Annotated in this window: 3 protein-coding genes; all 3 read right to left on the bottom strand. The window is 58.4% G+C overall.

Annotated features, from left to right (window positions below; translation table 11 throughout):
* Nucleotides 1-41 precede the first annotated feature (41 nt).
* Genes tnpC through C6A40_RS25655 form a run of 3 tightly spaced genes read right to left on the bottom strand, consistent with a single transcriptional unit; the run spans nucleotide 42 to nucleotide 2,303 of the window.
* Nucleotides 42-1,577, bottom strand: coding sequence for an IS66 family transposase (gene tnpC / locus C6A40_RS24630; protein WP_001000409.1), 1,536 nt, complete (start codon nucleotides 1,575-1,577; stop codon nucleotides 42-44).
* Nucleotides 1,578-1,626: 49 nt separating this feature from the next.
* Nucleotides 1,627-1,974 carry an IS66 family insertion sequence element accessory protein TnpB gene (gene tnpB, locus C6A40_RS24625; RefSeq protein ID WP_000609174.1) on the bottom strand — a complete coding sequence of 116 codons (348 nt, stop codon included), beginning with the start codon at nucleotides 1,972-1,974 and terminating at the stop codon, nucleotides 1,627-1,629.
* On the bottom strand, nucleotides 1,971-2,303 hold the full coding sequence (locus C6A40_RS25655) for a transposase (protein WP_050586387.1): 333 nt from the start codon (nucleotides 2,301-2,303) through the stop codon (nucleotides 1,971-1,973). The genes tnpB and C6A40_RS25655 overlap by 4 nt, the downstream gene beginning before the upstream one ends.
* Nucleotides 2,304-2,437 lie beyond the last annotated feature (134 nt).

The raw sequence follows: 2,437 nt of genomic DNA, 5'->3' as shown, positions 1-2,437 counted from the left end.
GTAAGCGTGCAGTGAGAACCGTATTGACGAAGTGAAGCTGGTCAGGCAGGCAGAGTAACCCGCCACGGGAGCAGAGCACCCACCCGGTTCACAGGCCAGTCGGCGATGACATCAAGTACATAATGCAGATAGCGTTCCGGATCCACGCCGTTTAATTTGCACGTCCCGATAAGACTGTACAGTGACGCACCGCGCTCACCACCATGATCCGAGCCGAAGAACAGCCAGTTTTTTCTCCCCAGACTGACCCGTCGTAGGGCGTTTTCGGCAATGTTATTATCCACCTCCACCCAGCCATCTTCTGCATAGCGGATCAGCGCCGGCCACTGGTTCAGCGCATACCCGAACGCCTTCGCCAGTTCTGAGTGCCTTGAGAGGGTTTTCTGTTTCTCCCGCAGCCACCCCTCCAGTGACGCCAGCAGCGGCAGCACTTTTTGGTGCCGGACTGCCTGCCGTTCCTCTGCTCTTTTACCTCTGATCTCCGACTCGATGGCATACAGCTCGCCGATCCGTTTCAGCGCCTCCTCCGTCAGGACTGACGGGGTACGGACGTGAACATCGTGGATTTTTCGGCGGGCATGGGCCCAGCACGCGGCTTCCTTTATATGGCCGTCGCGGTAGAGCTCGTTGAACCCGGCGTAGGCATCAGCCTGCAGTACGCCACTGAAGCCTGCAAGATGGGTCTGAGGGTGGATACCTTTTCTGTCCGGGCTGTAAGCGAACCACACTGCGGGGGCCAGCGCTGATCCGGCGTTGCGGTCGTCTCGAACGTACGTCCATAAGCGCCCGGTCTTCGTCTTCTTATTGCCCGGCAACAGCACCGGGACAGGCGTATCGTCAGCATGGAGTTTGCCGTCGGTCAGGACATAGTGCTGAAGGGCTTCATCCAGCGGTGCCAGCAGACGACAACACGCATCCACCCAGCCCGACAGTACAGAACGACTCAACACTACACCCTGGCGGGCATAGATCTCCGACTGGCGATACAGCGGTGTGTGCTCTGCATACTTTGAGGTCAGCACTCGGGCCAGCAGCCCCGGTCCGGCGATCCCCCGTTCGATGGGGCGCGAAGGAGCCGGGGCCTGAACGATGCGATCGCACCGACGGCAGGCATGCTTTTCACGGACTGTCCGGATAACCCGGAAGGCGCTGCGCATCAGCTCCAGCTGTTCGGCGGCATCCTCACCCAGGTAACTCAGCGAACCACCGCACTCCGGGCAACACGGCTCAGTCGGCAGCAGCCGCTTCTCATCCCGTGGGAGTGACTCAGGGAACGGTTTGCGGGTGCGGGTCTGACGCAGCGGGCGCTGCACTGCCGGGTCATCCACCCGGCCGGTCAGCGTATCGCTTTCCTGCTGCAGCAGGTTCAGGTCAGCTTCCATTTGCGCGATACGGCGGGATACCTTTTCGGAACGACTGCCGAAGTTCATCCGGCGCAGCTTATCCAGTTGCGCCTGCAGATGGTCTATTTCGCGTTCCCGGTTGCTCAGCTTTTCCTGCAGGGCGTGGATCAACGCTTCCTGTTCGGCCAGGCGCTGTTTCAGCAGAAGGATGTCGTCAGAAGAGGTATCGTTCATAAGCCTGTATTTTACCAGGCTTATTCTGCGACAACCAGGATAAAGAGCGCTACAACATGGTCAGGGATGTCAGTAACCGCTTTGGCTGTCGCCAGTCGATACCTTCCATCAGCATCGCCAGTTGCGCCGGCGTCAGGAACACTTTGCCATCGCGGGCTGAGGGCCAGGCGAAGCGACCACGTTCCAGTCGCTTTGTCAGCAGGCACAGACCATCGCCGGTGGACCAGAGCAGTTTTACCTGACTGCCGCTGCGTCCCCGGAAGATGAAGACGTGGCCGGACATCGGGTCATCTTTCAGCGCGGTCTGCACCTTTGCGGCGAGGCCATTGAAGCCGTTGCGCATATCGGTGATACCGGCAACCAGCCAGATTTTTGTGCCTGCGGGAAGATTTATCATACCGGCCCCCGCATCAGTTCGCGCAGGACAGTGCTCATGAGTTCAGCAGAGGGATGAGTCAGTGTTATTTCTCCTCCCCGACATTTTATGTGGCAGGTAGCGGGAGGAGAGCAGGATGGTAGTTCGAAGGTTGGGAGAGAAGAGCCCGCCTGAAGCTGCACGGGTATCAGGGCAGGAAGCGACGATGAGTTTTTTCGGGGCCGACAGACCCGCCCTTCACGCTGCCAGAGCCTTATCCATTTAAAGAGCAGGTTATCATTGACGTCATGTTTCCGGGCCAGTGCGGCAATACTGCCTTCTTCTTCAAGAGCCAGCCTGACCAGTTCCATTTTGAATTCAGGGGAATAGTGTTTCCGGGGAAGTCTTTCTTTAGCGCGCATGAGGTGTCCACCTGCAAAATAAGTGGGTGCTTAAGTTACAGGATCCTGGATTCGGGACCAGACGGTACTCAGACGACGCTTAC

Source organism: Enterobacter sp. GER_MD16_1505_Eko_090, assembly GCF_003331015.1.
Taxonomy (GTDB): Bacteria; Pseudomonadota; Gammaproteobacteria; order Enterobacterales; family Enterobacteriaceae; genus Enterobacter; species Enterobacter roggenkampii.
Note: the sequence above shows the minus strand (reverse complement) of the source record. Positions and strands in the feature narration are given on the sequence as shown.